The organism is Clostridium sp. HGF2 (assembly GCF_964240115.1).
Classification (GTDB): Bacteria; Bacillota_I; Bacilli_A; order Erysipelotrichales; family Erysipelotrichaceae; genus Clostridium_AQ; species Clostridium_AQ innocuum.
In genome coordinates this window covers 54,122-77,975 of sequence record NZ_CAXSSO010000005.1, presented here as the reverse complement: position 1 = coordinate 77,975, position 23,854 = coordinate 54,122, and the positions used below count along the sequence as shown (strand labels likewise).

At 41.4% G+C, this 23,854-nt stretch carries 24 protein-coding genes; 20 read left to right on the top strand and 4 right to left on the bottom strand.

Annotation, left to right across the window (positions count from 1 at the left end):
• Positions 1-34: 34 nt before the first annotated feature.
• The 6 genes from ACESPQ_RS10210 to ACESPQ_RS10185 all read left to right on the top strand — a co-directional run bounded on the left by ACESPQ_RS10210 (position 35) and on the right by ACESPQ_RS10185 (position 4,799).
• Positions 35-490 carry a PTS sugar transporter subunit IIA gene (locus ACESPQ_RS10210; RefSeq protein ID WP_002606528.1) on the top strand — a complete coding sequence of 152 codons (456 nt, stop codon included), beginning with the start codon at positions 35-37 and terminating at the stop codon, positions 488-490.
• A 134-nt stretch (positions 491-624) separates the two neighbouring features.
• Positions 625-936, top strand: a complete 312-nt coding sequence (locus ACESPQ_RS10205; RefSeq protein WP_002606527.1) for a PTS fructose transporter subunit IIB — start codon at positions 625-627, stop codon at positions 934-936.
• A gap of 21 nt (positions 937-957) precedes the next feature.
• Positions 958-2,046 carry a PTS fructose transporter subunit IIC gene (locus ACESPQ_RS10200; protein ID WP_373144329.1) on the top strand — a complete coding sequence of 363 codons (1,089 nt, stop codon included), beginning with the start codon at positions 958-960 and terminating at the stop codon, positions 2,044-2,046.
• Positions 2,047-2,064: 18 nt separating this feature from the next.
• On the top strand, positions 2,065-2,919 hold the full coding sequence (locus ACESPQ_RS10195) for a class II fructose-bisphosphate aldolase (RefSeq protein WP_002606525.1): 855 nt from the start codon (positions 2,065-2,067) through the stop codon (positions 2,917-2,919).
• A 20-nt stretch (positions 2,920-2,939) separates the two neighbouring features.
• Positions 2,940-3,806, top strand: a complete 867-nt coding sequence (locus ACESPQ_RS10190; RefSeq protein WP_002606524.1) for a ketose-bisphosphate aldolase — start codon at positions 2,940-2,942, stop codon at positions 3,804-3,806.
• Positions 3,807-4,037: 231 nt separating this feature from the next.
• Complete coding sequence (locus ACESPQ_RS10185; protein WP_373144328.1) at positions 4,038-4,799, top strand: ATP-binding protein; 762 nt, start codon at positions 4,038-4,040, stop codon at positions 4,797-4,799.
• A gap of 169 nt (positions 4,800-4,968) precedes the next feature.
• Here ACESPQ_RS10185 and ACESPQ_RS10180 read toward each other — a convergent pair whose 3' ends face one another.
• Positions 4,969-6,075: a sugar diacid recognition domain-containing protein gene (locus tag ACESPQ_RS10180; RefSeq protein ID WP_257327458.1), complete on the bottom strand. Its 1,107-nt coding sequence runs from the start codon at positions 6,073-6,075 to the stop codon at positions 4,969-4,971.
• 122 nt (positions 6,076-6,197) lie between these two features.
• On the opposite strand from ACESPQ_RS10180, the gene ACESPQ_RS10175 reads away from it, so the two are divergent.
• From ACESPQ_RS10175 to ACESPQ_RS10135, 9 genes are all read left to right on the top strand, one after another.
• Entirely contained in the window at positions 6,198-7,397 is a 1,200-nt protein-coding gene (locus ACESPQ_RS10175; RefSeq protein ID WP_373144327.1) for a glycerate kinase, read from the top strand.
• A complete protein-coding gene (locus ACESPQ_RS10170) occupies positions 7,394-8,176 on the top strand; it encodes an HpcH/HpaI aldolase family protein (RefSeq protein ID WP_109770750.1) in 783 nt (260 codons plus the stop codon). Before ACESPQ_RS10175 ends, ACESPQ_RS10170 begins: the two co-directional genes overlap by 4 nt.
• Before the next feature lie 110 nt (positions 8,177-8,286).
• A complete protein-coding gene (gene yiaK, locus ACESPQ_RS10165) occupies positions 8,287-9,288 on the top strand; it encodes a 3-dehydro-L-gulonate 2-dehydrogenase (RefSeq protein ID WP_373144326.1) in 1,002 nt (333 codons plus the stop codon).
• A 214-nt stretch (positions 9,289-9,502) separates the two neighbouring features.
• Positions 9,503-10,240 (top strand): GntR family transcriptional regulator, encoded by a 738-nt coding sequence (locus ACESPQ_RS10160; RefSeq protein WP_002606518.1) that lies wholly within the window; start codon positions 9,503-9,505, stop codon positions 10,238-10,240.
• A gap of 46 nt (positions 10,241-10,286) precedes the next feature.
• Positions 10,287-11,003: a hypothetical protein gene (locus tag ACESPQ_RS10155; protein WP_002606517.1), complete on the top strand. Its 717-nt coding sequence runs from the start codon at positions 10,287-10,289 to the stop codon at positions 11,001-11,003.
• Positions 11,000-11,752, top strand: a complete 753-nt coding sequence (locus ACESPQ_RS10150) for a class I SAM-dependent methyltransferase (RefSeq protein ID WP_002606516.1) — start codon at positions 11,000-11,002, stop codon at positions 11,750-11,752. Before ACESPQ_RS10155 ends, ACESPQ_RS10150 begins: the two co-directional genes overlap by 4 nt.
• A gap of 474 nt (positions 11,753-12,226) precedes the next feature.
• Positions 12,227-13,072 carry a PRD domain-containing protein gene (locus ACESPQ_RS10145; RefSeq protein ID WP_257334128.1) on the top strand — a complete coding sequence of 282 codons (846 nt, stop codon included), beginning with the start codon at positions 12,227-12,229 and terminating at the stop codon, positions 13,070-13,072.
• Positions 13,073-13,159: 87 nt separating this feature from the next.
• The gene (locus ACESPQ_RS10140; protein WP_257334129.1) at positions 13,160-15,040 is read left to right on the top strand and encodes a glucose PTS transporter subunit IIA; all 1,881 of its coding nucleotides are present in this window, start codon (positions 13,160-13,162) and stop codon (positions 15,038-15,040) included.
• A 13-nt stretch (positions 15,041-15,053) separates the two neighbouring features.
• Positions 15,054-15,767, top strand: a complete 714-nt coding sequence (locus ACESPQ_RS10135) for a glucosamine-6-phosphate deaminase (protein ID WP_373144325.1) — start codon at positions 15,054-15,056, stop codon at positions 15,765-15,767.
• Between the two features lie 224 nt (positions 15,768-15,991).
• On the opposite strand, the gene ACESPQ_RS10130 is transcribed toward ACESPQ_RS10135, so the two are convergent.
• Together ACESPQ_RS10130 and ACESPQ_RS10125 are read right to left on the bottom strand one after the other, a co-directional pair.
• Positions 15,992-16,921, bottom strand: a complete 930-nt coding sequence (locus ACESPQ_RS10130; RefSeq protein ID WP_054343674.1) for a type I phosphomannose isomerase catalytic subunit — start codon at positions 16,919-16,921, stop codon at positions 15,992-15,994.
• Position 16,922: 1 nt separating this feature from the next.
• A complete protein-coding gene (locus ACESPQ_RS10125) occupies positions 16,923-18,686 on the bottom strand; it encodes a class I mannose-6-phosphate isomerase (RefSeq protein WP_257334131.1) in 1,764 nt (587 codons plus the stop codon).
• 186 nt (positions 18,687-18,872) lie between these two features.
• Here ACESPQ_RS10125 and ACESPQ_RS10120 point away from each other — a divergent pair, with 186 nt between their 5' ends.
• A complete protein-coding gene (locus ACESPQ_RS10120; protein WP_002606510.1) occupies positions 18,873-19,301 on the top strand; it encodes a PTS sugar transporter subunit IIA in 429 nt (142 codons plus the stop codon).
• Positions 19,288-20,196 carry a PHP domain-containing protein gene (locus ACESPQ_RS10115; RefSeq protein WP_233448419.1) on the top strand — a complete coding sequence of 303 codons (909 nt, stop codon included), beginning with the start codon at positions 19,288-19,290 and terminating at the stop codon, positions 20,194-20,196. The genes ACESPQ_RS10120 and ACESPQ_RS10115 overlap by 14 nt, the downstream gene beginning before the upstream one ends.
• Before the next feature lie 188 nt (positions 20,197-20,384).
• Here the strand turns inward: ACESPQ_RS10115 and ACESPQ_RS10110 are convergent, their stop codons facing one another.
• Complete coding sequence (locus ACESPQ_RS10110) at positions 20,385-21,137, bottom strand: glucose-6-phosphate isomerase family protein (RefSeq protein ID WP_257327463.1); 753 nt, start codon at positions 21,135-21,137, stop codon at positions 20,385-20,387.
• Positions 21,138-21,474: 337 nt separating this feature from the next.
• Here ACESPQ_RS10110 and ACESPQ_RS10105 point away from each other — a divergent pair, with 337 nt between their 5' ends.
• The 3 genes from ACESPQ_RS10105 to ACESPQ_RS10095 are packed head-to-tail and all read left to right on the top strand — an operon-like array spanning position 21,475 to position 23,576.
• Positions 21,475-21,954 carry a PTS system mannose/fructose/N-acetylgalactosamine-transporter subunit IIB gene (locus ACESPQ_RS10105; protein WP_002606507.1) on the top strand — a complete coding sequence of 160 codons (480 nt, stop codon included), beginning with the start codon at positions 21,475-21,477 and terminating at the stop codon, positions 21,952-21,954.
• A 24-nt stretch (positions 21,955-21,978) separates the two neighbouring features.
• A complete protein-coding gene (locus ACESPQ_RS10100) occupies positions 21,979-22,773 on the top strand; it encodes a PTS mannose/fructose/sorbose/N-acetylgalactosamine transporter subunit IIC (protein WP_002606506.1) in 795 nt (264 codons plus the stop codon).
• On the top strand, positions 22,773-23,576 hold the full coding sequence (locus ACESPQ_RS10095) for a PTS system mannose/fructose/sorbose family transporter subunit IID (RefSeq protein ID WP_002606505.1): 804 nt from the start codon (positions 22,773-22,775) through the stop codon (positions 23,574-23,576). The genes ACESPQ_RS10100 and ACESPQ_RS10095 overlap by 1 nt, the downstream gene beginning before the upstream one ends.
• Positions 23,577-23,854: the final 278 nt, after the last annotated feature.

Here is a 23,854-nt window from a genome sequence, read left to right as displayed (position 1 = left end):
TTATATCATAAAAAAATACGAGGAGGAACATGATATGCAACTAATAGATGTATTGGATGAGAGAATCATCGACTTAAACGCAGAGGCGGCAAATAAGGAAGAGGTATTAACATTACTCGCAGGAAAGCTGAAGGATGCAGGCTATATCGCAGATGTGGAGGCCTTCAAGAAGGATATCTATCTGCGCGAGAGTGAAGGAACAACAGGAATCGGCAATTATATCGCTATTCCGCACGGAAAAAGTGATTCTGTGACACAGGTCGGTATCGCAATTGCAAAGCTGAAGCATGAAATTGAATGGGAGACACTGGATGATAAGGGCGTCCGTCTGGTTTTCCTGTTTGCCGTAAGCAATGATCATGAGTATGCACGCAACCACATGCTGCTGCTGGCGGATATCGCCAGAAAGCTGGGGAATGATGAGGCAGTCGAACGTCTGCTGCAGGTAGAAAATGTAGAAGAATTAAAGGAGATATTTGCGGGAAAATAAAAAGTACCACATTTATCTTCCCATCTGTTTCAAAGAAAAGAAAAAAAGGGCAGTATTAAAAATACCACAATGAATCGGAAGGAATGTCGGAAACATTTTATAATATAGACAGTTAAAGAAAGGAGGACGTACAAATGAATATCGTTGCAGTTGCAGCTTGTACATCCGGAATCGCTCATACGTATATCGCAAAAGAAAAGCTCATTCGAGCTGCGGAAGGTATGGGACACACAATCCATGTGGAAACACAGGGAACGATCGGTACTGAGGATGAATTAACAGCGGAACAGATCAAAGCCGCAGATGTTGTCATTCTTGCCATTGACATCGCCATTACAGGTACGGAGCGCTTTGAGGGGAAAAAGACAGTAAAGGTTCCTACCAATGTGTGTGTGAAGGCACCGAAGCAGCTGATTCAAAAAATTGAAGCAGAATTAAACAAATAAAGAAAGAGAGGAAAAAGGATTATGAAAAAATTTGGTGCTGAGCTGAAACGCCATGCTCTTACCGCCATCTCCTATATGCTGCCGCTGGTAGTTGCTTCCGGTCTGCTGATCGCTATCGGAAATCTGATGGGTGGAGAGGTAGTTACAGATTTAAGCAAGATGACGATTCCTAGTGCATTGACATCACTCGGTGTATTGGGAATGGGGCTTCTTCCATCATTTATCGCAGGTTATATTTCTTATTCAATAGCAGATCGTCCGGGTATCGCTCCAGGTTTCCTGATGGGGCAGATTGCTTCCTTCCTGGGAGCCGGCTTCCTGGGTGGTATGGTCGGAGGTTACATTGTCGGTTATATCGCATTGTTCATCAGAAAGCATTTGAAGGTTCCACACTGGGCAGAGGCACTGATGCCGATGATGATCATTCCGACATTATCTTCCATCATTGCAGGATTACTGATGTACTTTGTAATCGGTACACCAATCGTATGGTTAACAGAAGGTCTGACAAACTTCATCACAGGCTTGGATCAGAGCTCTAAGATTCTGTACGGCTTTATCATCGGTGCCCTTGGCTGTCTGGACTTCGGTGGTCCGATCAGCAAGGTTCCGAATCTTATTTGCGACGGGTTACTGCTGGAGGGGATTCTGGAGCCGGAGGCTATCAAGGTGCTTGCAGCTATGGTTCCGCCACTTGGAATTACATTATCCCTTGTTATCTCTAAATTTATCAAAAAACGTATTTATACATCAACAGAGGTCGAAAACATCAAGGTAGCCTTCCCAATGGGACTTTGTATGATTTCCGAGGGTGTTATCCCGATTGCTATGAATGACCTGATTCGTACGGTTATCTGTACCTCCATCGGCTGTGGTGTGACAGGCGCTATCAGCTTTACTCTGGGTGTGGGAAGTGCCGTGCCATCCGGCGGTGTCTTCGTTATCCCGGCCATGACCAATCCATTCGCAGCCCTGCTCGCACTGCTGGCCGGTACGTGTGTGACAGCTGTTCTGCTGGTACTTATCAAAAAGAAGAGAACAGACGCTGATGAAGTTCAGGTGGAAGAGGTCGAAGAGGAAATGGATCTTTCCGGCATCACATTCTCATAAAAAGAAAGAGGGATCGCAATGTATGTATCAATGAAAGGCATGCTGCAAAGAGCCAACGAAGGAAATTATGCAGTCATGGCAATCAACTGCTTTAATATAGAAACAGCAAGAGCTGTCATAAGTGCAGCGCAGGATTTAAGAGCTCCCATCATTGTGAATATCGTTCAGGAGCATATGGTGAATCACTGTGACAGCGAGCTGATTGCGCCGATTGTAAAGCTGCTGGCGCAGCGCTCGAGTATAGAGGTTGCATTAAATTTTGATCATGGGGAAGAAATCGGATATTTGAAAAAAGCCCTGCATGACGGATATTCCAGTGTTATGGTTGATGCCTCCCGCTACGATTTGGAAGGCAATATTAAAATGACGAAGGAAATTGTTGAATTTGCTAAGCAATTCGACGCATCCGTAGAAGGGGAAATCGGATGCATGGGTGGAAGTGAAGGCGGCAATTATACAAATGATGCGATGAAGACAGATCCGCAGCAGGCATTGCGCTTCGCAAAGGAAACCGGTATTGATGCACTGGCTATCTCCTTTGGCTCCTCTCATGGAAACTATCCAAAGGGATATGTTCCTGAATTTGACTTTGAACGCCTGAAGGAAATCAAGGAGCTTACCAAAATGCCGCTGGTACTGCATGGCGGTTCCGGCTCCGGGGATAAAAACATAGAAAATTGTGTAAAATACGGTATTAACAAAATCAATGTCGGCTGTGATTTCATGAATGCCAACGTTGACAGTATTAAAAAGCATCTGGAAAAAGACCCGAACATCAATTACTGGGTCATGATGCATCAGGTTGAAATTGATAGTCGCGAGATTATCAGGCATTACATCAGATTATCAAAATCGGAAGGAAAATCCCTGTAAGGGAAGAAGGAGCTAAACTTATGTTAATGAATATGAAGGATTTACTTGCAGTTGCACAGAAAAATCACTTTGCAATACCTGCATTCAACATCGGAAGCGATCAGCTGTTAAAGGTTGTTATGAAAAAAGTAAAGGAATTAAATTCACCTGTTATTCTGGAAATGAGTCCGGATGAATTTAACTTTGTAGGAGATGCACAGATTCAGGCAATGATTTATGAAGCAGCACAGACCGATGTGCCTGTATGTATCCATCTGGATCACGGGGATTCTTATGAAACAGCAGTACGCGCCATCCGTGCAGGTATGACATCTGTTATGATTGATGCATCCACACTGCCTTATGAGGAAAACGTGGCTGTCACAAAAAAAGTAGTGGAAACCGCACATATCGCCAATGTATCCGTTGAGTCAGAATTAGGAACCATCGGTACAACCGGTAATTCAATTGAGGGCGGAACACAGGGGGTTATCTATACGGTTCCTGAAGAAGCAAAGCAGTTCATTGAGGACACAGGAATTGATACCTTTGCCGTAGCTATCGGTACAGCTCACGGAATTTATCCAAAGGATATGAAACCGGAGCTGCGTATTGATATTCTGAAAGACATTACCAGCAAGGTGGATGTACCACTGGTACTGCACGGCGGATCCAGCAATAAAGACGAAGAGATTGCAGCAGCAGTTGATAATGGCATTTGTAAAATCAATATCTCCAGTGATATCAAGGTTGCATTCTATACACAGTGCCGCAAGACTCTGAATGAAAATCCAGGTTATCGTGAACCTCTGGAAATCTATCCGGAAGCAATGGAAGCATGTGGAAAAGTCGTTGAGGAAAAGATTCGTCTGTTCAAATCGAATGACAAAGTGAAATATTACTACTAAGAACAAAGATAATTTCTTATAAAGGTGAAAAGGGATTGGTTCAAGCGATGGAACCAGTCCTTTTCATATAATAAAGCAACAGGAAAGAGAATGGTGATGACAGGACTCTTTTATGGGTATACTTGAAAAGGAGCTTTTCATACGTATGCGTTATATTTGAGGCCTCTGGGGCTGGATGAAATTCTGGGTAGAGAAACCATACCGTTTGTACCTTCAAAAGATCGCATAGCAATGTATCAGAATAGTATAAAAATAAGTGCAAAAGATGTATTTGAACTGATTACAAAGGGTATGTATCCGGAATTATATCGGACATATCAAGCGGTGCCTGACTATTATGAGAATTATGTGAATACGTACATTGACAGAGATATCAGTGAACTGATACACCTAAAGGATAAGCTGAAATTTCATGATTTCCTTCAATATCTTGCTGCTCTTACAGGTCAGCAGATCAATGCTTCTGACCTGAGCAGAAAACTGCAAGTAAGCAGTAACACGATACAGCATTGGCTTTCTATATTGGAATCTACCGGTTTGATATATTTTCTACAACCGTATAATGATATATCCATAATGAAGCGTGTTGTAAAATCAAGTAAGGTGTATTTCAGTGACACAGGTCTTGCAGCTTACTTGATAAAGATGAATTATCCCGAAACTCTGCGTATTTCCAATTTATCCGATGCTTTTTTTGAAACATTTGTAGTGAATGAAATAAGAAAAACCTTTTTAAATAATAAGGAGCCGTTTCATGCATATTATTATCGGGATAGTAAACAAAATGAAATTGACCTTGTCCTTCTTTATAAAGGAAGGCTTTCACTCATAGAAATAAAACAGGGTGTTTCTTTTCAAGCAAGTGATGTAAAGGGATTTGATCAGTTGAAATCGTCGCTATATCAGATTGAAAATCGTATTATTCTGTGTAATACTCTGGAGAATTATCCAATCAATAGGGATGTTCAAGCGGTAGCTTTAAACAGCATATAAGCCTGTTGATTATAGATTAAGTATGATAAGACTTTCACCTGTGATAATCGAACCAGAAGTGAATATAAAGATATGAACAGATTACCCACAAGAATAAAAGCACGCAGGAACTCCAAAGAGTCAAGGCGTGCTTTTCTCATAAATATCATTTGCATGAACAGGTTTTCGTTTAGGAATGCGGTGTATTTTGCTGAAATTGGTACAGCACAACAGCAAGCTTCAGCAGCACATAATCATGAAGGCTTCTCGGATCCAGACCGGTCTGCTTGCGTATTTGCAGAAGCTTATACTGAAAGGAGTTCCGATGCATATTGCAGGCTTTTGCACAATGAAGAATGCTGCCGTTATGCTCCTCATACAGGGATAAAACCATCATGATTTCCGCAATTCGCTCAGCACTGCAATCCTTGAATAGATGCTTCAGGTAATATGCTCTCTCCAGCTCATTGATATGCGGCAGCAGCATACCGACCCCCATATCCTCATAACAGGAAACCCTGTGTCCGCTGATCCGGCTGCCCCAGAGGGCAGCTGTTTTTGCTCTGCTATACGAAAGCGGCAAATCGCTGATTTTCTCAGTCACAGTGCCGATTCCCCAGAAAATCGCATGCGGACATATCTCCCGGATACTGCCAATCCACTGCTGGATATACATCCTGTTCTGTGCAGGGATAATGAAAATCAGCTCCTGCACATATAACGCCTTTTTCTCAATATAGGTGGAAAAGGGAACAGCCTCCAGCAGACGGTGTATACGGTCGATCTGCTCATCCTTCAGCTGTCCGTCAATCCTTGCACATACAATCAGTCTTGGACTCCTTTGTGTCAGATTGTCATTTTGAAATAAGGATTCATTCTCAAAATTCCCGCTCAGCACCCGCTCAATCAGAATCCTGTCACTGGAACGCTTCTGATGACGGATGTCACGATAATATGCATCCTTGACAAGAATCTGTGTCATCTTCTGCAGGATTTTCGCATAGCCGATAACATCCTGTTCCTCACCTGTAATGCCAATCACACCGATAATTTCATCATCAAAGAATACCGGCATATTGATTCCCTTACGTGCACCGTAATATTGTGTATCGTTTTGCACGCTCAGCTGCTCGCGGTTTCGAATAACACTGAGCGCGCCGGTATGCAGACGATGCATACGCTTTGGATCTGTGCTGGCGATAATCAGACCGTCCGCATTTATGAAATTGATTTCCTCAGGGATGACTTCATGGATATTATCAACGATAATCTTTGCTAGCTCTTCAGAAATTTTCATAAGTTCTCCTGTTCTATATCACAAAAATATGTAATAAAATCATGGTTATATTTGTATTATAACACATATGATTATTCCTATCTGCATATTAGAATTATATTGTAAGGGGAAAGGAGATGAACATGAACGTTCTAATAGCGATGGATTCATTCAAAGGCGCGCTGTCCTCTGAACGAGCAGGAAAGGCTCTGGAAAGAGGAATCTTGCGGACAAGCGGACATCAGACGACGGTTTGCAGTGTAGCGGATGGAGGAGAGGGCAGCGTCCATGCACTGGCAGCCTGTGTAAAGGGGGAATACAGGACTTGGCAATGCCGGGATGCCTTTCATCAACGAATAACCGTGCGCACACTGCTGTTTGAAGAGGAGGAAAGCCTGTGCTGTGCTGTGGAGGCTGCGGATATCTTCGGGCTGCATAACTGCGAGGTTTCCAGTGCCACTGCTGCCACTGCATCAACCTATGGACTCGGTGAGCTTCTTAATCAGCTGCACGGCCATGCCATTCACAAGGTACTGCTGTTTCTCGGCGGAACAATCACAACCGATGGTGGTCTTGGTGTCCTACAGGGACTGGGCATCAGGCTGTATGACCAAATGGGAAATGTGCTGCCTGACGATTGCAATCCTCTGTTTGCTTTTGATCACTGGGATGAAGAAGCCTTTCAGACCGTAAGAAAGAAGCTCGGTGATATGAAGCTTCTTGTAGGCTGTGATGTTTGTGCACCACTGTATGGAAAAGAGGGCTGTGTGCTTACCTATTCTGCACAGAAGGGGGCAAATGCCATGCAGATGCACAAGTTGGAACAGCAGCTTCATCTACTGGAGCAGCGAAGCGCAAGAAATCTTATGCAGGAAGGCTGCGGTGCAGGTGGCGGCTGTGCTGCAGGACTGCACATACTCGGTGCGGAATTAACCTTTGGCTATGAGCTGATCAACCGTTATGTCCGTCTGGAGCAAAGACTGCATACAGCAGATCTGGTGATTACGGGAGAGGGACAGATGAATCATCAGACCCTGCAGGGAAAGCTTCCGATACGTATTGCGCAGGTAGCGAAGAAGGAAGGCATTCCTGTGCTTGCCGTATGCGGGCAGAGGGAAGTGGATTGTGCAGCACTTACTGCATATTTTCAAGGCATTTTCACCATACAGCAGGGAATCTATCCACTCCATGAGGCACTGGCACATACAGAGGAATATCTGGAGGAAACCGGTTACCAGCTGATGCGTCTGATTACCATGGCAGCAGGGATATCGCACACAGTGTTAAAGAATCAAAAAGTAACGATAGCAGAAGAGCTCTGCAGGAAAGGAAAAACAATATGATAAATCAGTTAAGAAAGAAATTAATGGAAAAAGAAGTTATCGTCGCAACCCGTATCGATTTTACATGGCCGCAGCTTATTGAAATCATCGGCAGCAACGAGCTGTATGATTATGTGGAATTCCTGGCGGAATATGCCCCATTTGACCATTACGACCTGGAGAACATGGCACGCGCAGCAGAGCTGCACAATATTTCCATGATTATAAAGCCGGACTATCACAATCGTATATATGTGGCGCAAAAGGCTATGGCATCCGGTTTTGAGGGAATCCTGTTCACCGATCATACAACAGCGGCAGAGGTGAGAGAGACCATCCGGCAAATTACACCGGCAACACCGGATGGAGGCGCTCTTGGCTTTGTGAACAGACGCTGGATACGCAATGCCAATCTGTCCAGTCAGATGGATTACGCACGGGATGTTTGTGATATCGTTAAGGGCTTTATGATAGAAAAGGTTGAGGCAGTACACAATTTGGAAGAGATTTGTCAGGTGGAGGAGGTCGATTTCCTGCAGTTCGGTCCTGCTGATTTCTCCATGAATTCCGGGTTTGATAAAAGCGCACATCCGGATGAGGTCAAAGAGGTTGAAAAATATGTAATCGAAACAGCACTTCGATATGGAAAACGCATCCGTGTAGAAATACGGAATGCGGCGGATGCGGCCTATTATTATGAGCTTGGCGTTCGTGATTTTGCACTGGGAACAGATTTGCGTATCCTTAAGGATTTCTATAAAAATGAAGGAGATCAGCTAAAGGAAATCATCATGGGCTGACAACCGTGCTTGTTTAAGAGCAACTAAGAACATAGAGCGAGTACATAGAACCATATATGGAAACCAGGAAACGCAACTATCAAAGTACCGTGAGGAGGAATGAACTTATTATGCGTGTAAGCTATGATACAATGCTGCAGGAATTCAAACGTGTTTTAACGAAGAAGGGGTTTCAGGAGGACAGAGCAGAGGCTGCTGCGGCAATCTTTGCACAGAATAGTCTGGCAGGGGTCTATTCGCATGGATTGAATCGTTTTCCAAAGGTTGTGGAGTATTTGGAGAAGGGAGAAATAGATCCTGATATCAAGGCAACCTGTGAGCTACAGCTTGGAGCGTATGAACGCTGGAACGGACATCGCGGTTTTGGTCCCCTGAATGCCAGACAGGCTATGGAAAGAGCCTGTGAGCTGGCAAAGCAGTATGGCATTGGTATGGTAGCACTGGCCAATAACAATCACTGGATGCGTGGTGGGAGCTATGGGTTTCAGGCAGCGGATGCCGGGTGCATCGGTATCTGCTGGTCAAATACAAAGCCGAATATGCCTGCATGGGGTGGTGAGGATCAGAGAATCGGAAATAATCCACTGGCATTTGCAATTCCGCGCAGCAATGGGCAACACGTAATAATCGACTGTGCAATGTCTCAGTTCTCCTATGGAAAGATAGAGGATTACAGGCTGAAGGGCTTGCAGCTTCCGGTGCCTGGCGGATATGATACCAGTGGACAGATTACAAGGGATCCCGGTGAAATATACAAAACAAAAAGAGTGCTGCCCATGGGCTTCTGGAAGGGGAGCGGGATTTCGATTGCACTGGATATGATCGCAAGTGTGCTGACAGCCGGGAATGCGGTGCATACAATCGGGACCTTTGAAGATGAGATAGGACTATCTCAGATGATGATTGCCATAGACCCATCGAAGGCAAATACTGAAGAGCAGACCGATGCCATTGTGGATGGTATCCTCGCTTATATCAAGGCATCCAAGCCGATTGATGAAGCAAGGCCTGTTTTATTTCCGGGTGAACCGGAGTGGCAAACGATGGAGGAGCATAGGAAAAACGGGATTCCTGTTATTGAAGAAAAATGGAATAAGGTTCTTGCAATGTGATGTGAGAGAAGCTTCTTTAGGTCCAATCGTTGTGTGATGGGCCTTTTTCCATACTGTAAAGTGAGTATGATATCTTTGCTGATAGGAAATAAATATACACTATGAAGGATGTTTTGTATAGACAATTGCTACTCAAGATATATTATCCTGTAAGGTACATACAAATACTGATTTATTTGTTATAATAGGATTAACATACAATGAGGTGAGGTAAATGAAAGAGAGTAAGCCTAAATATTTGGAAATTGCAGATGCGATTCATCAGGAAATACGACAGGAAATATATAAACAGGGAGATAAGCTTCCTGTTGAGCGGGAGCTGCAGGAGCGCTTTGGCGCAAGCAGAATGACCATCCGACATGCCCTGCAAAAGCTGGAGCAGCAGGGAGTGGTACGCATTGATCGTGGCCGTGGTGCGTTTGTAATGGATTTGATGATTCAAAGAAGCAAGGAAATACTGGGCGTTACAGAACTCATGGAGCGAAAAGGATTGAAATGCCATAGTAAGGTGCTGCATCTGGAAAGGATAAAACCGGATGAGCATATACGTGAGGCAATGAATCTGAAGGAAACGGATGAAGTCTATTTTCTGCATAGGATCCGTTATGCGAATGATGAAGCAATCGCTGTAGAATATGCGCATATCAATGCATTATACTGTCCGGGTCTTGAAATGTTCAACTTTGAAAGCTTTTCTTTATATGATGTTTTCTATGAGCATTATCACCTGGATTTATCATGGGCAAGAGATGACATTCGGGCAGACAGCATTCGCGGTGAAGACGCACATATTCTGTTGCAGGCAAAGTCAGGTCCTGCTCTGATTGTTTATAATACGGCGTATGATTTGAATAATAATCCAATCGAATATACAAAAACCATTTACAACTATAAGATGTTTACTTATACGGTTGTAAGTACGGAAACTTCAAAAAAATATAAAAACAAATAGGCTGAAAGACACTGTACGGTGTCTTTTTATCGAAGGGGGTATGTGTATGAAAAGTACAGAGGAGCAATTGCGAAAGCGGGGAAAGGCATCATTGGATGATATAGAAGAGCTGTCATCCTTGGAAGTGAAGAAGCGTATACTTCTGCTATCACATGAAACGGCATGGATAAGAAGTGCTGCAGCAATCAGCCTGAAAAAAGATGTGGAGCAGGCTGCTGATGAGCTTCTTCAGCAGCTGGAAAAGGAGAAGTGCTTATACACGCGGATAGCAATTTGTGAAACGCTTGAGGCAGGTGATCAAAGAACAGCTGAAAAAATGGCTCTGTATCTGGGAAGGATAGGGACAAACCAGTATAAAACAGTTCCCGAGACAGTATCCGCAAAAAAATCCTATCCACTTCCGCGGGATATTATAGCGCGCTGTATGGGAAAAATGAATCCATGTACAGCCTCTGTTTTAGTAGCTGTTACAGAAGGTGACGATAAAGCAAAAGTAAGTGAGGCTTTGGACGCTATAGGGTTTATGGCCTTTTATCACCCGGATATCGCTTCACCACAAATCTGTGATTCACTTTTGCAGCTGGCTGAAAAATGGAAGAAAGACTCTTTGATTCTGTGGAAGCTGCTTCTTTGCATGTCTGCCTTTACCTGTGAAAAAAGTGAAGCGTTTGTTCAGGCATATGCAGAAAAAAACGGCATTTTGAAAATACAGGCGGAGCGGTCACGAAAAATCATAGAGGAAAGAAGGAGGAATGTGAAATGACGCAAAATATTTTCGATAATGATGAATTTTTTTCTGCGTATATGGATTTACGTCTGCATAGGAAAAACTATAATGATTTTATGGAGCAGCCAAAGATGCAGAAGCTGATGCCGGATAGTAAAGGTAAGGCGATATTGGATATCGGATGTGGTTATGGGCATAACTGTCTTCATTTTGCAGAAAACGGCGCTGCACATGTAACCGGGATCGATATCTCAGAAAAAATGCTGAAAGAAGCAAGAAGAAACTATGCACATCCTGTAATTACATATATGCGAATGGATATGGCGGAGCTTGGCACCTTAAACAATAGCTATGATCTTGTGTACAGCTCTCTAGCCTTTCATTATGCTGAAGATTTCCCTGCCCTGGTACATGATATTTATAAGCTGTTACGACCGGGTGGCATCCTTCTGTTTTCACAGGAGCATCCAATTATAACTGCGACCTATGATGGAAAGGGTCACTATAATCACGATGAGCATGGAGATTGTATTTCCTATACCTTTTCTGATTATGGAAGGGAAGGAAAGAGGAGCGGCTTCTGGTATGTCGACAATGTGGAAAACTGTCATCGCATGATGGGAACCATCATCACCACGCTTGCACACACTGGTTTTTTTGTAGAAGATATGGTGGAAACGCTGCCGGATGAACATGCGCTGCAGGAATGTCCGGGTATGATAAAAGAGTTTATCAAACCAAGCTTTCTGATTGTTCGGGCGAGAAAAATGACAAGAGAAATGTGAAAGGCGATGTGAGGATAAAGAAATGATTGCTTATGACGCCTGATAAAATGACTTGAGCTGGGCATGACTGCGATGAATTGCAGTGATAAAAAATTATAATAAAGGAACGCGCATAGGAAATATAAGCGGAGACGGACTGCATAAAATTGTTTTATATTATATATGATTTCTAGTTGCTGCTGTATGAAATGGTATGTTTCCAGCTATGGTTATCAAAGTAATTTCTACGAATAAACTTTCTTACAGGTGATTGCGAAAACCGTAATTTATAAATATAAGCGGTTTCATTTTTCTGATGAAAGTGGTTGACAAGAGAAATTGCGTCTGTTAGAATGTAAATGAATTAAATAGTAACCAGGATTTGTTACGGAATATGCCGGCATGACCTAAGTGATTTTTAGTATAAATCATTTGGGTCTTTTTTATTCCATTTATTTAATTCCTATGTGATCACATAAAAAAAGAGGTGTCATTATGAAGGTTATCAATCGTATAAACAACAATGTCGTACTCATCAAGGATGGAACACAAAAGATGATCGTAACCGGAAAAGGTCTGGGATTTCAGGTATATCCCGGAAATGATGTGAATGAACAGCTGATTGAACAACGTTTTATATTACAGGAGCATACGGATGATGTCTATTATATAAAATTGTTAAAAAGTCTTCCAATGGAAACACTGAATGTCTGTGAGGAAATCATTGTTAAGGCAAATGAAATGCTGGGTAAACCGGTTTCCGGAAACCTGATGTTTGCACTTGCGGATCATCTAAAATTTACAATGGAACGCATGCAGAAGCATATGCTGATAGATCATCCTCTCGCAAACGAAATCAAGCAGTTTTATCCTAAAGAAATGGAAGTTGGCTACTACGCACTGCATCTGATTAAGGAACGTTTGCATGTAGACCTTCCACAGGGAGAAGCCGTATTTCTGACAATGCATGTCGTAAATGCATTAGGTGGACTGAGCGAAGCATATGATGTTTCACAGCTGACAGATGTTATGGCAGAAATTGTTTCCTATATAGAAACATATTTTGATTGTACGATTGATCAGAACAGTACATCGTTCTCTCGTTTCATAACACATTTAAGATATTATCTGATCCGTCAGCTGAATTTTGAAATAGAGGAATCCATCAATGATGAACTGCTGGAGATTGTACAGGAAAAATATCCAAAGGCATATGCCTGTGCACAAAGTATTGCAGACAAAATGGATGTACTTTATCAAAATACATCAGCATATAGTGAAAAATTATATCTTACCTTACATATTAACCGTTTACTGAAAATGCAATGCAATAGGAGATAGTGAAAGAGAAAATCCAGTTTGTAGTATGAAGCAACCTTCGTGTAATATTTGTGTCCGCACGCAAAGTGCGGGGGAATGGAGTCATTTATGAAAAATCAGGATTTAGCAAAAGCAATCCTGGATCATATAGGGAAAGAGGAAAATATTAAAAATCTGACCCATTGTGTTACCAGATTGCGATTCACCTTAAAAGATAGAAAAAAAGCAGATGTCAAGTATATTGAGCAGTTGGAGGGAGTATTGGGGGTACAGGAACAAAACGGGCAGTTTCAGGTTATTGTAGGCAGTAAGGTGACAAAGGTCTATCAGGCACTTACCGCATTAACGGCTTTCAATGATGAAGAAAAGGAGACAGGGCCAAAGGAGAAGAAATCCTTCCTATCAAATCTGTTGGAGACAATATCCTCCATTTTAATTCCAAGTCTGCCTCCGATTATCGGTGGAGGTATGATCAAAGGCTTTCTCTTTATGTTCTGGGAGTTTGGATGGATTGAATGGGGAAGCAATCTCTTTAATCTATTGAATATCGTATCGGATGGTATGTTTTATTTCTATCCGTTTCTATTAGCCGTATCTGCCGCAAAGCGGTTTAAGACAAACCCATATATGGCGTTGGCGGTTGCCGGCAGTATGATGCATCCGACTATGTATGAGGGCATCAATGCAGGCTCGGAAAGCTTTCAGGTTTTCGGCTTTATCAGTGTGCCATATTTAGATTATAATGCCTCTGTCATACCGATCATTTTATCCGTTTGGATATTAAGCTATGTATACCGCTTTTTTGAGAAGCATATCCCGGATATTATCAGTGTTATCTTTACACCGATGCTGTCACTGGTTATCATCATACCTGTCTCTCTGGTTATGATTTGTCCACTTGGATTTTATATCGGTGAGTACCTTGCCGAGGGAGTACAGGCACTAATCAGCTTCTCACCGATTATCGCCGGATTTGTGATTGGCTTCTTGCGTCCGCTGACCGTTCTTACAGGAACGCATCATGCAGTACGTGCAATCGTATCTCAGCAGCTTGCTACCTATGGATTCACAACAATTGGAGCTATGAATTATATGAGTACTATGGCACAGGCTGCTGCGCCATTAGCTATCTATCTGATATTGCGTAAGCGGAATGAAAAAATGAAGAATATATCTCTATCCGCAGCAATTTCAGGATTTCTGGGAGTTACAGAGCCAAGTTTATATGGCATCATTGTAAAATATAAGGTTGCTATGATAGCAACGATGATTGGTGGAGGAATTGGTGCTGCTATCTGTGCGGCATTCAATGGTGCGGAGTATGCCATGGTCATGTCCTCTCTGATTACCATCCCTGCAACATTTGGAGAAGGCTTTATGGGAATTGCCATTGGTCTGCCTGTTTCCATTGCTGTAACAATGGCCATTATCTTTCTATTGAAAAATAAGCTGATCGAAGAGGATGGAAGCGTAAATATCAAGGAAGTACAGGCAATCGTAAAACCTACAATAACAGCATCAATGGATGATAAGGTCATATCCGTGTACAGTCCGGTAAATGGCAGCTTTACAGATGTGAAGGAGCTGCCGGATGATACCTTTGCACAGGAGAAAATGGGAAAAACCATTGCCTTCCATTCAGAGGAGGATGTTATATATGCTCCGGTGGATGGTGAGGTAACCGCCCTGTTCCCTACACTGCATGCAATCGGTATCCGAAGCAGTGAGGGTGTGGATATCCTTCTTCATATCGGAATTGATACGGTGAATTTAAACGGTGCCTTTTTCACTTCTGAAGTACAGCTGGGAGACACGGTTACTAAGGGAACTGCCTTAATACGATTTGATCAGGCGAAAATAAAAGAAGAAAACTACAATAGTGATGTCATTATGATCATCACGAACGCCAACCAGTATCTCGACCTGTTTGTGAAAGATAAAGAGCATGCAGTATCTGCTGGTCAGGAAATTATGAATATTATATGTTAAGGAGAATATAAAAATGAAAATGATAATCGGTAAAGACGTTGAAGAGATGAGTCAGGTAGCCGCAGGCTATGTGATGAGTTATATGTATCAGGATAGGGAACGAGTAAATCTTTCGATAACAGGTGGGACGACACCGCAGCGTATGTATGAAATTTTGGTACCTATGGTAAAAGATAAAAAACAGTTTCGGCATGTGCATTTCTATAACTTTGATGAAATACCCTATCGAAAAGAGGACCGTGAGGGCGTTACGATATCCGGTCTGCGGGATGCATTCTTTACACCTGCTCACATAAAAGAAGAACAAATTCATAAGCTTGATCAGTTTAATTATCAGACACAGGACGAGCGCATTGAAAAAGACGGTGGGCTGGATATGGTGATTTTGGGAGTAGGGGCAGACGGTCACTTTTGCGGTAATCTGCCACAGACGACAAAATTTGGTGATCTGACAACCCGTGTGGAAAATGATCAGCGTTTAAAAGCACGCATCTTGCCGGAGTTTCATAATGTTGAGGAAGATGTTCCTGAGTATTATATTACAATGGGTCCACGCAGTATTATGCGTGCCAGACATATCGTCATGATTGCCAGCGGAGTAAAAAAAGCAGGCATTATCAAAACACTGCTGGAACAGGTGGTTGATCAGGATGTGCCAGCCTCCATTCTGACATTGCATCCTCATTTCACTCTGATTGTGGACGAAGAAGCGGCATCTCTGCTGTAAAGAATAAGATAAAAACCCTGTAAGTTATGGATATTATGTCCTCTATAACTTCAGGGTTTTATTTTGTAAGGTAAGTTCCAAAAGACTTTGCCCATTATATACATGCACTATTGATAGGAAAACTGCAAATACAGCTTAGTATTAAACGGATAGTTTGGATAACGCATTTACTGTTTGCAGATGCTATAGAGTTGTGTTTCGCTATCGTTATGTCATACATAGGGTTATGTGGCTATGCAGGAAGTCTTTGCTTCTTTAAAGCTCGCTGCCATGATTGTCATATCACCACATAGATGAATTTTTGTATCACAAATTTGAAGAAGTGTATCCCATTTGTTTATATGTTCGTCGTTGATCGTGCCGTTTCCTTCAATTACCGTTAGGAGGTGGAAATCCTTATGGTGTATCGTGGTATCTCCATGCAGCTCTATTTTCTTTAACGTAAAGATGCCGGGATCATTTTGGTATACTGTCTGTATACAATCTCTGCTTTGTATCAATTGTATCGGTGTGCGCTGTTTCAATACTTGCGGATAGTATATATACTTTGCAGCCTGTTCTATATGCAGGGGTCGCTTATGTCCTGATTCATCTGTTCGTTCATAATCATAAAGCCGATATGTGATATCAGATTGACATGTGAGTTCGTATATCAGAGATCCCTTACCTACCGCATGTACGGTTCCCGGCTGTAAATAGAAATAGTCATTGCTGGCACAGGGAAGATAGCGAATTCCATTAAGAAGCTTGTGATGAGCAACCGCATCCAGAAAATCCTGTTTCTTTTGCCAGTTGTGCCCCAGACATAACCGGGAGCCATCACTGTGAATGACATACCAGGCTTCCGGCTGAGCGTCTGTTGTGGATGTTTTATCAGGATGTACCTGAATAGATAAATCCTCATTTGCTGCCATTATATTTATACGCAGGGGAAATTGTTTACATGACAGATGAAAATATTCAGGATGATTCTTATAAAAATCAGATAAGGTATACGCTTCCTCATATATCTCGCAATCACATGAGGAATTCGCACTGGCACAGCTGATTTCACCTATGGATCTGGGATTTGTGAGATGGAATTGGTCTCCCAGTGTATCACTTCCCCATATCCGGTAATGACCAATCGGCTTAATACGATATAGTCGTTTCATATTAGAAACGGACAAATGTTTTCATGATAGCGACTTCTTTTCCTTCACTTTCTCCGTATGGTGTAATCGTATAAGACCTTATGGTTGCAGGGATACATACGCTTTCAGCAAAATGAATGACGAATGGCGCAAATTGTCCTTCCGGACTTTCAATGAGAGCTTCCTTACCGCTGATTAAATTCAGAGCATTGGTTTCTCCATCTGTGCAATGCGTTGTTTTTCCAGTCATCCAGATTCTTCTGCATTCCAGAAATTGAAGTTCACACAATCCCGTACGTTCTTCTTTATGTACACTGTCTTCTTCTATCAATACCGGATCAAAAGCACATTTTTCTTTAATCCAGCTGGTATGCTTATCCCATTGAATGTTCTTCATACCATGATCAATATGAACAGGTCTTGGAAGTCCGTCTAAACCAATTCTTCCCCAATCCCATAATTTGAAAGTGAAAATACAAGGTGAAGAGGAAATTTCTAAGACCATTGTATTAGCTCCGGAACAATGTACTGTACCTGCCGGTATGCTGAAGTGATCATGTTTTTTAGCTGGCAGCTTATTTGCATACTTTTCAGCAGGAAAATCAATTTTTCCTTCAGATGCCAGTCTGAGATCACGTTCCATCTCTTCACGGTTAGCCTCATCAGTTAAACCGAGATATATGTAAGTTTCTTCATCACTTGCACAGTCAAGATAGTAATAGCTTTCGTCCTGTGTAAAAGGCATCGCAAAATTTTGTACCATATATTGCTGGTTTGGATGTACCTGCAGGGATAAGTTTCCACCTTCCATCGTATCTAGGAAATCATAACGAATCGGATACTCTGCACCAAATCTGGCAAAGCCTTTTTCGCCGATCAATTGCTTTGGAAAACGCTGCATCAAAGTATAGCCTGGAATATTTACTGAAATATCTTTAAATGTGATGTTTACCTCATTTTCCTGGAACAGAAGATTATAACTCCATGCATAATTGATTCTGTCTTTATCCTCTACATCACAAACCTCCTTCATCCACTGACCGCCCCAGAGTCCTTCATCGAAGAACGGTACTGTTCGAAACGGCTGCTGTAAAAGCTGTGTTAGACCATCCTCAAATGCTTCTCTGTCAATCATGCGGGGATCATTGTGCTTTACAGTATCCAGATAGAAGTCAAATTTATCATATAGGCTTTGCTTATGTACATTACCTATTCTCCAGTCAATGAAATATCCCCTTTTGAACTTTCGTATCATGTCTTCATCTGCATTATCTGTATGGAAGTTCGGCAGATGCTCATGACGGTAGCGCATCTGAATTTCCCAGATTGTCATATCCGCAAGAACAAGAATATCACTCTTTGTGATGTAGTCTGCAGCAGTACCGAGAATCAAAATATTACCAGTGGCTGTATCTGCTTCTTCACGGGCATTTGCCAGTCTTTGCGGATCTACTAAATCCATCCACTTTCCGTAATAAGCAATTCCATATACACGGTCATTGGTAATGTTACGCTTTAAAAGCTCATAGATCTTATCATTATCATAAAAAATCGTATCACTGCAAATAATTTTATCAAATGTCAGATATTTACATAAACCTTCCAGCAGTTCCTCCTGATCTACGCCAATGTAGCAGTCGACACAAACGATGTTGCGCTCTTTGGTCATTTTGGTTTTGATCCATTTGCATATGTCCTCATAACCTCGTACGGCTTGATTGTCATGTCCCTGTATGACAGTGGTGGGGTGCTTTTCGTAATTAGATGCTGATGTTAAATACTTCATATGGTATCCTATCCTTTCCGATCCAATATTGCTTATATCATGGGATCTTTACGATTGCATTATAGCATTGAAAAAATAAATTGTCTATACAAAAATATATATGTATACATTATTTGTCATATGTATAAACAAATTATTGACTGAAGAAAAAAATCAAGGTATGATGTAGAAAAGGAGGAAATTATAATGATAGGAATACTTTTGATTTCACATGGACCTCTGGCTCAGGGACTGAAAGAAACGTATTGTTTTTTCAATGATGAAAGTGATCTTCTGGATGTTTTATGTTTACAGGAGAAGGATGATCCGGCAGATTTTCATGAAAAATTATCCTTAAAATGTGATGAACTGGACCAAGGTGACGGTATTTTGATATTTTGTGACATACCGGGGGGATCTCCCGCAAATCAGGCTCAGATACTACAAGCGCAGAGAAAACATGATCTTCATATTATTTCCGGCTGTAATCTCATCATGGTACTGGAAGCTTATATATCCAGAAATTTTATGGATCTGGATGCATTGTGTAAGCACTGTATCGCGAAGGGAAGAGAAAGCATTATGGAATTGCAGCTATCAAATGTAGAGGAAGCTGATGAAGATGCGGAATTCTAATCGTGTAAGCAAGGATCTTCATATGCATTCTATCTGGAGTATCGATGGTGAGTATGAATGCTCTGCATTAATTGAACTTGCAAAGAAAGCAGGACTGCATACGGTTGCTCTTTGTGATCATAATTGTATGCAGGGAATTGATGAAATGTATCGGGAAGGAAAGAAACAGGGAATTGCTGTATTACCTGCAATTGAATTTGATTCTCTGTTTCATGGATATGAAACACATATCATCGGTTTTCAGCTGCAATATCATGCCCCGGTATTCGAACATCTTCATGAAAGAATAAATGAACTGGAATTTGCGGCTTTCAAAAGCAAGGCACAGCGTCTTGAAGAGCTGTACCATGTTGATTTGCAGGTTGATACGCTTATGGAACGGTGCAGAAAGGAAAATCCTTTTCAGGTGATTTACGGAACGTTTTTAGCTCATGCGCAAAGAGAGCATCTGCAGCAGCTGCAGGACTATTATGAAGGTGGAAAGAGGGCGGGTAATGCAGTCGTCAATTTCTATTGGGATTCTTGTTCTTATGGTAAAGAGGCGTTTGTTCCTGTACCATATCCTCAGGCAGAGGATGTAATACAACTGATACATGAGTATAATGGGATCGCGGTCCTTGCCCATCCCGGTGTTGCTTTTTTCAAGAAGGATGCTTTACTGAATGAAATTTGTTCCATGGGGCTGGATGGCATCGAAGTATTTACAACCTATCACACCATGGATCAGCAGAACTATTTTAAGGAATATGCATTACAAAAGCATTTGCTGATCAGTGGCGGCAGTGATTTTCACGGCAGCTATAAACCGCATATCCGGATAGGAGAGTACGGAATGCGGAAAGAAGATGAACATTTGCTTGGTCCGTTACTGGAGAAGCTGAAGTGTAAAATATAATAGGAACGAAAAAAGAGAAATCAGTGACAGGGCTCTTTCCCGATTGTGGGTAAACATAAAACAGGGAGATTCAACATGATTGGTTTTATCAATAGAAGTTGAAGTCTCCCTTTTTCATATACCCTAAAGTAAGAAAGAAACAGTGATAGAATTTCTCTTTTCTTTTACTGCAGGTTTCCTGCATTATGTTATTTTAGAAAGCTGAATGCATCCGGATCTGCAATGAAATGTGCATATAAAGGGATTGGATCAACTGGATTTTCCCAAGGGACCTCTTCCGCATTCAATTGCGTAATTCTGATTTCATGTTCATGATACTGTTTATTCAATACGAATTCCGGCAAACTTGAGGAACCTTCCATAACAAAGACTGGAGCACCTTTCATTTCTTTCAGATGTCCATATTCACTATTGGCATCTTCAATAATCAGATCACCAAATATAAACGGATCTTTTCCCGTATTGATGGATAAATGGTAATAACCGCTAGGAATGATTAAATAATCCCCAGGCTTCACATTTAACATAATCACCTGAATACTGTTTTCTTCATAGGCAAATAATTCAAAAAATCCTGTACCCTGAAGAACCTCATATGCTTCAATGTGCCTTGTTTTCTTAATCGGATGTACGCCATGAATATGACCGTGAGCTTTCATCATTTCCTTATGAATCGTCTGTGGCATTAGAATGGTATATTCATAACGGATATGCTGACTCTTAAAGATCTCTTTGTGGGCGCTGCGGTAGATACCGTTATACATGTAATACAGAGGATAATCATCCTCATAATCTACAGAATTACGGAATAATTCACGCATATCCTTCATTCTTCGGATTGCGATTTCCTCAATCACAGTATCCGGTGGTACCTGCAATTCTCTTGTTTCGTCGTTAAATACAGATGGGATGGTAGATGCTTTTCCAAAATCATAGTCCATAATATGACCTCCAATCATTTCTAATTTCATTATTATCATGCTCGGATTCTATTGTCAACCTGAGTATTTTTATTACTTTTATATGTACAAAGCAGAGAATTGTATGCTTTTTCTTTATAGATTTACGAAAAAACCTAGTTTTATAATATTTTATTTTCTTTACTTTCCAGGACAATAAAGAAGAATGTCTAAAAATCAGCAAAATAAAAAATTTTAAAATTGATAGTACCTTTTTTTATAGCATAACAAATTTAATAAATTTTAATTTTTGTATAGACAATAAAATAATTGTATGTAATAATTTGATTAAGGTTAGTACAAAAAGGAGGCTGGACATATGTCATTTGTTTTTACAAGAGTGGATGATCGGGCAATTCATGGACAAACAGTTACCATGTGGAGCAAGATTTTCCAGAACAACGGTATTCTGCTGGTGGATGATGAAATATCGAATGATCCAACAATGCGTCAGATTTACAAAAATGCTGCAGTGGGAATGAAAGTTTTTATTTATACCGTTGAGCAGGCATTGATCAAGGCGAAGCAGGCATCAGAGAGTGAACGAAATTATATTCTGATAGCCAGATCACCTATTGTGTTCGAGAAACTGGAGAAAGGCGGTGTAAATGTAGGTAATAAAATCACTCTCGGACCGGTATCACAGGAAGAAGGCAGAACCCTTCTTGCTCAATTTACAGCATTAAATGATGAAGAAATACAGGCGTGCGAATATCTTTCTGAAAAGGGTAAAGAAATCGTATTCCAGAATATTCCTTCTACACAGGCAGTTGATTGGAAATCCGTACATCATAAATAAAAACATAGGAGAGGAGTGAGTCGTGTGAGTATATTACAGGCAGTACTGATTGCTCTGTTCAGCTATTTAGCAGCAGAGTGTGTACCAGTTCTTATGGGGGATTTTGGAGGATATTATGTTTTAAGTAAGCCGCTGGCTTCCGGATTGATCGTTGGAATTATTCTTGGGGATGTTTCAACAGGTGTCACAGTGGGAGCAGCTGTTCAAACAGTATATCTTGCCACAATGTCTGTTGGTGGTTCCATTCAAACAGATATCGCTGTTGTTGCTTATCCTGCTGTAGCACTCGGAGTAGTATCTGGTGGAGATGCCAATGTTTCTATAGCACTTGCCACAACCTTAGGAATCGTTGGTATTCTAATCTGGAATGGTATGGAATTCTGCAATGTATTCTGGGGTAATATGGCTGTGAAAGCTGCAGAAAAAGGTGATTATAAGGGTGTTATTAAATATCATGTCTTTGGTGCCCAATTAACTACCTTCCTGCTTCGTTTTGTTCCGGGATTTCTCGTTTTGTACTTTGGTGCAGACTATGTAATCAGTCTGACAAATGCTGCACCGGCTTGGACCATTCATGCACTGGAAATTGTAGGCGGCGTATTACCAGCTGTTGGTATCACGATGATTACCAGCTTGTTAATTAAGGATGGAACATACTGGGTATATTTCCTGACAGGCTTTATTCTCATAACCTACTTTGAACTGAGTATGGTAGCTGTTGCTGTAATTGCTGTAATTTTTGCAGTAATCGCATACAAGCTTCTTGGCAGAAGCACTCCTGCTGATCAGGAGGAAGACGATATGGAGGTTGAATTCTAATGGAACAGAAGAAATTAAAGAAATCAACATTGATGAAGAGTTATTTAAACTGGTCATTTTTCCATCTTACATCTCTTGGCTTTGAACGAATGGAGGCATTTGGTTTCCTGCATAGTATGCTGCCAATCATTAAGGAATTGTATGGAGACGATAAGGAAGAAGAGATAAAGGCATTAAAACGTCATAGTGTATTTTATAATGTTGAGCCCATTCTAGGCAGTGTGGTACCCGGTATTGTCGCAGCTCTTGAAGAAAATCGGGCGAACGGTGCAGAGATTGATGACGGTATGATCAATGGCGTGAAGGTTGGTCTTATGGGACCGCTGTCAGGAATTGGAGATAGCTTTTTCCAGGGATTGATGTGTCCGATTTTCTTGAGTATTGGCATCTCTCTTGCAGCTGATGGAAGTATCGTAGGTCCTCTGTTTTACATATTTACCATGTTTCCTCTGATTGTTGCTTTCTCTTATATTGTATATTTTAGAGGGTACAGATTAGGAATTGAATCCGTCAATATGTTTCTTGGTAAAAATGCAAAGCGTATTCAGGAGGCGTTCTCTATTCTGGGTCTGATCGTAACGGGTGCGATCGGTGCCAGCTTTGTGGCATTAAGCGTGAATATTACAATCGTAAAGGATGTTACGGTTCAGGGCTTTCTGGATGGTGTATTCCCATCTGTACTGCCTTTGCTTCTGCTCGTTGTGACATGGATTTTGATGGTAAAGAAACATGCGAAAGCAACACATCTGATTATTATCTATATTATACTTGCTTTCATTGGTGCATTTACAGGTATTATATAAATCACAGGTGCTGCTGAAGACTTGGTATTGGACAAAGCATCCATGATAAATACATGTAAGCTTTTCATTTTTATACGAGTAAAGGGAGCTTTTACTTCCATACTACTCCTTCCCTGAGTACCGAAAAGGGATAAGGAACAACACTGTAGAAAAGAAACAGCGAAAAAACGAACAGGTATGTGAACATACATTTAGAAAAAGAACATGAAGCAGGCTCTGATTCACTCTCGGATATTATAAAAAAGGTAATTCTAATAGTGACTGATAGCCTAGAATTA

Coding starts and splice junctions, on each gene's coding strand:
- ACESPQ_RS10210 (WP_002606528.1), top strand. CDS start 35: ATGCAACTAATAGATGTATTGGATGAGAGAATCATCGACTTAAACGCA.
- ACESPQ_RS10205 (WP_002606527.1), top strand. CDS start 625: ATGAATATCGTTGCAGTTGCAGCTTGTACATCCGGAATCGCTCATACG.
- ACESPQ_RS10200 (WP_373144329.1), top strand. CDS start 958: ATGAAAAAATTTGGTGCTGAGCTGAAACGCCATGCTCTTACCGCCATC.
- ACESPQ_RS10195 (WP_002606525.1), top strand. CDS start 2,065: ATGTATGTATCAATGAAAGGCATGCTGCAAAGAGCCAACGAAGGAAAT.
- ACESPQ_RS10190 (WP_002606524.1), top strand. CDS start 2,940: ATGTTAATGAATATGAAGGATTTACTTGCAGTTGCACAGAAAAATCAC.
- ACESPQ_RS10185 (WP_373144328.1), top strand. CDS start 4,038: ATGTATCAGAATAGTATAAAAATAAGTGCAAAAGATGTATTTGAACTG.
- ACESPQ_RS10180 (WP_257327458.1), bottom strand. CDS start 6,075: ATGAAAATTTCTGAAGAGCTAGCAAAGATTATCGTTGATAATATCCAT.
- ACESPQ_RS10175 (WP_373144327.1), top strand. CDS start 6,198: ATGAACGTTCTAATAGCGATGGATTCATTCAAAGGCGCGCTGTCCTCT.
- ACESPQ_RS10170 (WP_109770750.1), top strand. CDS start 7,394: ATGATAAATCAGTTAAGAAAGAAATTAATGGAAAAAGAAGTTATCGTC.
- yiaK (WP_373144326.1), top strand. CDS start 8,287: ATGCGTGTAAGCTATGATACAATGCTGCAGGAATTCAAACGTGTTTTA.
- ACESPQ_RS10160 (WP_002606518.1), top strand. CDS start 9,503: ATGAAAGAGAGTAAGCCTAAATATTTGGAAATTGCAGATGCGATTCAT.
- ACESPQ_RS10155 (WP_002606517.1), top strand. CDS start 10,287: ATGAAAAGTACAGAGGAGCAATTGCGAAAGCGGGGAAAGGCATCATTG.
- ACESPQ_RS10150 (WP_002606516.1), top strand. CDS start 11,000: ATGACGCAAAATATTTTCGATAATGATGAATTTTTTTCTGCGTATATG.
- ACESPQ_RS10145 (WP_257334128.1), top strand. CDS start 12,227: ATGAAGGTTATCAATCGTATAAACAACAATGTCGTACTCATCAAGGAT.
- ACESPQ_RS10140 (WP_257334129.1), top strand. CDS start 13,160: ATGAAAAATCAGGATTTAGCAAAAGCAATCCTGGATCATATAGGGAAA.
- ACESPQ_RS10135 (WP_373144325.1), top strand. CDS start 15,054: ATGAAAATGATAATCGGTAAAGACGTTGAAGAGATGAGTCAGGTAGCC.
- ACESPQ_RS10130 (WP_054343674.1), bottom strand. CDS start 16,921: ATGAAACGACTATATCGTATTAAGCCGATTGGTCATTACCGGATATGG.
- ACESPQ_RS10125 (WP_257334131.1), bottom strand. CDS start 18,686: ATGAAGTATTTAACATCAGCATCTAATTACGAAAAGCACCCCACCACT.
- ACESPQ_RS10120 (WP_002606510.1), top strand. CDS start 18,873: ATGATAGGAATACTTTTGATTTCACATGGACCTCTGGCTCAGGGACTG.
- ACESPQ_RS10115 (WP_233448419.1), top strand. CDS start 19,288: ATGCGGAATTCTAATCGTGTAAGCAAGGATCTTCATATGCATTCTATC.
- ACESPQ_RS10110 (WP_257327463.1), bottom strand. CDS start 21,137: ATGGACTATGATTTTGGAAAAGCATCTACCATCCCATCTGTATTTAAC.
- ACESPQ_RS10105 (WP_002606507.1), top strand. CDS start 21,475: ATGTCATTTGTTTTTACAAGAGTGGATGATCGGGCAATTCATGGACAA.
- ACESPQ_RS10095 (WP_002606505.1), top strand. CDS start 22,773: ATGGAACAGAAGAAATTAAAGAAATCAACATTGATGAAGAGTTATTTA.